The sequence below is a fragment of the Flavobacterium sp. genome, from assembly GCF_043760115.1.
In the GTDB taxonomy this organism is placed as follows: Bacteria; Bacteroidota; Bacteroidia; order Flavobacteriales; family Flavobacteriaceae; genus Flavobacterium.
In genome coordinates this window covers 1-4,744 of record NZ_JAYUPK010000164.1, presented here as the reverse complement: position 1 = coordinate 4,744, position 4,744 = coordinate 1, and the positions used below count along the sequence as shown (strand labels likewise).

The following is a 4,744-nucleotide window of genomic DNA, read 5'->3' as shown; positions in this document are numbered from 1 at the left end:
CTTCATTTCCATTAGTCAAACGTACACGCGCAACTTTACGCATTGCAGAGTTTGGTTTTTTTGGAGTAGTAGTGTAAACACGCGTACAAACACCTCTTCTTTGAGGACAAGAATCTAAAGCAACCGATTTACTCTTCTTAGTGATCTGAGTTCTTCCTGTTCTTACTAATTGTTGAATTGTTGGCATAATTAAATACTAATTTTTTCTTTATTTTATTAAATCCCCACTTTTTAGGGGTTGCAAATGTAGTAATTTTTTTTACTAAAACAAATCATAATTCATTAATTTTTAAATCTAGTAATTATTTGTGTTTTAATGGAATATAGAAGTTGTATGTTGTGAAATATATTCTGTAAAATATTGGTTATTTTAAAAGTGATTGGTGCACAAAATTATGTTACATTGTTTTATATTAAATTTTACTTTTTTACGTTATTTTTACTGCTGTTATAAAAATTGAAATGATTTGTCTATTAGCCCAGATTACTTCACTAAAACTTTTATTTTAATAGGAGTTCAGTGAACTACGTTTGAAAAGGAAATCCTCGTAGCGATAGCGAAGAGATTGGAATGTAAAGCTGGAATTGCCATTGTAGATAAAGCCCGAACCATTTGCTTTAAATGAAAAAAAAAATATTGATTTTAATTTATTTGTTTTACCTGAATAGTTTTGGGCAAAATTTGTATTTGAAAATAAGTAGCGAAAATAGTACTTGTGATAAAATTGTGGATTCTATTGGTTATGCTAAAATTCATATAAATGCAAAAATAATGGTTGATGAAACTAATTTATTTAGAGATAAGTTACTGAAAATTGGCTATTTAGAAACTGAAATTTTAAATAATGTGAAACTTAACGATAGTACTTTTGTTTATGATTTTAAGATTGGAAAACAATACAAAATTATACATATATATATAGGTAGAAATTTTGCCGATTTTTTAGGTTTAAAATTAGATACTTTAGTGATGCCATTTACTGAAATTGAAGGGTTTTTGAATATGACTTTAAAAAAACTGGAAGTGAAAGGTTTTTCGTTGGCTAAAGTGAAACTTGAGAATATTAAAACTGTTAATGGAATTGTAAATGCCAATTTAAACATACAATTTGGTGAAAAACGAAATGTGAATGATATTGTGATTAATGGTTATGATAAATTTCCTGATGGTCATAAAAATAATACTAAACGATTGTACAAAAACAAGGTTTTTAATCAACAGAATTTGGATAAATTGTTTAAAGATTTTGAGCAGTTTAGATTTGTGAAGCAAACAAAATATCCAGAAATTTTATTTACTAAAGATTCTACTAAGATTTATGTTTATCTAGAAAAAACAAAATCGAACACCTTTGACGGATTTATTGGTTTTAATAATGACGAAACAAATAAGGTCGTTTTTACTGGATATTTAGATTTGAGTTTACAGAATGTTTTAAACTCTGGCGAAAAAATTGCGTTGTATTGGAAAAGCGATGGTCAAGATCAAAAGACTTTTAATCTTGGGGTTGAATTGCCTTATATTTTTAAAAGCCCAATTGGTTTGAAAGCGCAACTGAATATTTTTAAACAAGACAGTACTTTTCAAACTACTAGAACCAACTTTGATTTAGGTTATTTTTTTAATTATAATTCTAGGTTGTATATTGGTTACCAATCGGCTGAATCTAGCGATATTAAAAATTTGAATCTACCAACTTTAAATGATTACACTAATAGTTTTATAACGGCAAATTATGAATTTTTGCAATTTAAAAACGATGATTTTTTATTTCCAGAAAAAACAAATTTCAATGTAAAATTTGGAACAGGAAAACGAGATGCAAAATTGGGAAGTGATTCTCAGTTTTTTGGAAGTTTAAATTTGAAATATAATTTTTACTTGAATCCTAAGAACATTATTAACATAAAAAGCCAGAATTTTTATTTACAAAGTGATTCTTATATTATTAATGAATTGTATCGATTTGGCGGAATAAATTCGGTTAGAGGTTTTAACGAGAACAGCTTACAGGCGAATACTTTTTCTAGTATTTTAACAGAATATCGGTATGTTTTATCGCCATCAATTTATGTACATTCTATTATAGATTACGCTTATTTTCAAGATAAAACTAATGAATTACAAGAGAATCTTTTAGGACTTGGATTTGGATTTGGATTGCTTACAAAAAACGGACTTTTTAATATAGTTTATGCCAACGGAAGCACTAAAAATCAAGCTATAAAATTGTCTAATTCTATAGTTCATATTAGTTTGAAAGCTACTTTTTAAAGTTTACAAAATTTCATAAAATTTCAAATTAAACTTTTAAACTTTTAAACATTTAAACCTTCTTAAAAAGTTTACCTTTGCAAAATGGAAAAAGAAAACCAAATTTTTGGAATTAGAGCAATTATTGAAGCAATAAACGCAGGAAAAGAAATTGATAAAGTTTTTGTACAAAGCGACACACAAGGCGATTTGATGCAAGAATTAATGAAAGCTATGAAAAAAAATAGCGTTAATTTCTCTTATGTTCCTGTAGAAAAACTAAACCGATTAACCCCAAGTAATCATCAAGGTGCGGTGGCAACCATTGCTCCTATTACGTTTGTAAAACTAGAAACTTTGGTTGATAGCGTTGTAGAAAGCGGTAAAGTTCCATTGTTTTTAATTCTAGATCAACTTAGCGATGCTAGAAATTTTGGTGCCATAATAAGAACTGCCGAATGTACTGGCGTTGACGGAATTATAGTTCAAAAAACAGGATCGGCACCAGTAAATGGCGATACTGTAAAAACTTCTGCTGGCGCGGTTTTTAATGTGCCAATTTGTAAAGTAGATCACATAAAAGATGCTATTTTTTATCTTCAAGGAAGCGGAATTAAAACTGTTGCAGCAACCGAAAAAACAGATCAAAATATTTACGATATTGAATTAAATCAGCCAATAGCATTAATTATGGGAAGCGAAGATAGAGGAATTAATCCTTCTGTTTTAAAAATTGTCGATGAAAAAGCCAAGCTTCCAATGTTTGGAACAATCGGTTCGCTTAATGTTTCTGTGGCTTGTGGTGCTTTTCTTTATGAAGCCGTTCGTCAGAGAAGTTAAATCATAAAAACACATGAAAAAAATTATTTTAACATTAGTTTTTTGTAATCTGTTCACTTCATGTTTTATATTACCTCTTGCACCACATTCTCATTCAACTAAATGTCTTGATGAATCAAACAGCAAAATAAAAATATCTATTGCTTGCTTTCCAAAATACAAATATTATAATATTTCTGGAACAGAAAAAACGATTCTGTTTACATTAGTTCTTTGAAAAAAATAAAAAATAATAATTTTAGTGAGACAAAATATTTATTTAAAGACACCGTAAAATCTTATATTTTGAAAATTGGTGACTTTAACTTTCACAATAATCTTTTGAATGACACTATCAAAGTAACAATTAAAAAGAACAATTCTATAACTGAGAATTTTTATTTTTTAATTGAAAAAGACAGTAAAATTAGAAATTAAAAAACTGTTTATTTCTATTTATTTTCTCTTGGCAACTCTTTATAATCATAAAATACATTAATTTGATTTTGTAAATTATCATCTTCTTCCTCTGGTTTTGGTGAGTTTACAAAATTTCCGTTTTCGTCAAAGTGTTTCATAAAATTATCTTCTTCTGGATTAAAACTTGGTTTTTCCCAATCGTAAACCAATTGCTTTTTGTAATTGGGTGTTTTAAAATATTTGGCAAAAGCTAATCCAACTAATAAACCAGATAAATGTCCTTCCCAAGAAATGGTGTTGTCTATTCCTGGAAAAACATACCAAATCATTCCGCCATAAAACAAAACTACGGCAAACGAAAGCGCCATTAACCTAAAATATCTTGTAATTAATCCTTTAAAAAAAATGAAGGAAACTAGCACATATATTAAACTACTTGCGCCAATGTGATAGGAATTACGAGCAATTATCCAAGTTAGTAATCCTGAGAAAATAATTCCGAAGAAAAGTATTTTTAAAGAAATGTCTCTATAAAAATAAATTAGTGCCGATGTCAAAATAAACAATGGTAACGAATTATTGGCAATATGATTTAAATCGCCATGAAGAAACGGACTAAAAAGTATTCCTTTTAAACCGATTACTGTTCTTGGCAGGATTCCGTACAGGTTTAAATCTAAATTAAAAATAGCGTCTATAATAAAAACTGCCCAAATTGTAAAAAGTAATAAAAAAGGAATTAACCATACTGATGGTGAATATTTAAATGTTGAATAATCTTGCATAGAAATTGGTTTATTTTTTTTTATTTCATCAAAAATACAACCAATTTATTTTGTCTGCTATTTTGACAGATTTTATAATTTTATCCTAACAGGTTTTTTTTAACCTGTTAGGTATTTAAGTTAGAAAAGTGAATTGAAAAAGATACCTAACAGGTTAAAAAAAACCTGTTAGGATATTAAAATTTGATTGGAAATGAAAAATGTTAGTATGTAGAAAATAAATATTCAATACAAAAGTTTTTAGCCCTGATGGAAGTGGATACCGATTTTTCATCGGTAGAAACGTACAGCAGGAATTACCAAACTAAATAAAGCCCAAGCCATTCGCTTCAAATAAATTTTAATTATGAGAATGGGAAACAAGTTCAGATTGAAATATGTAATTTTGTAACATGGAAGCACCACTTGCCGAGAGAATTCGTCCGCAGAAATTAGAAGATTACATAAGTCAATTGCATTTGGTTGG

At 28.2% G+C, this 4,744-nt stretch carries 3 protein-coding genes and 1 pseudogene; 2 read left to right on the top strand and 2 right to left on the bottom strand.

Annotated features, from left to right (window positions below; genetic code table 11):
- Nucleotides 1-187, bottom strand: a pseudogene (locus ACH2BC_RS13960) (30S ribosomal protein S12); the annotation flags it as partial.
- 501 nt (nucleotides 188-688) lie between these two features.
- Between ACH2BC_RS13960 and ACH2BC_RS13955 the strand changes: the two are divergent.
- Nucleotides 689-2,275 carry a hypothetical protein gene (locus ACH2BC_RS13955; RefSeq protein ID WP_395054682.1) on the top strand — a complete coding sequence of 529 codons (1,587 nt, stop codon included), beginning with the start codon at nucleotides 689-691 and terminating at the stop codon, nucleotides 2,273-2,275.
- A gap of 84 nt (nucleotides 2,276-2,359) precedes the next feature.
- Entirely contained in the window at nucleotides 2,360-3,094 is a 735-nt protein-coding gene (rlmB, locus tag ACH2BC_RS13950) for a 23S rRNA (guanosine(2251)-2'-O)-methyltransferase RlmB (RefSeq protein ID WP_395054680.1), read from the top strand.
- 431 nt (nucleotides 3,095-3,525) lie between these two features.
- Here rlmB and ACH2BC_RS13945 read toward each other — a convergent pair whose 3' ends face one another.
- Nucleotides 3,526-4,278 carry a rhomboid family intramembrane serine protease gene (locus ACH2BC_RS13945; RefSeq protein ID WP_395054678.1) on the bottom strand — a complete coding sequence of 251 codons (753 nt, stop codon included), beginning with the start codon at nucleotides 4,276-4,278 and terminating at the stop codon, nucleotides 3,526-3,528.
- Nucleotides 4,279-4,744: the final 466 nt, after the last annotated feature.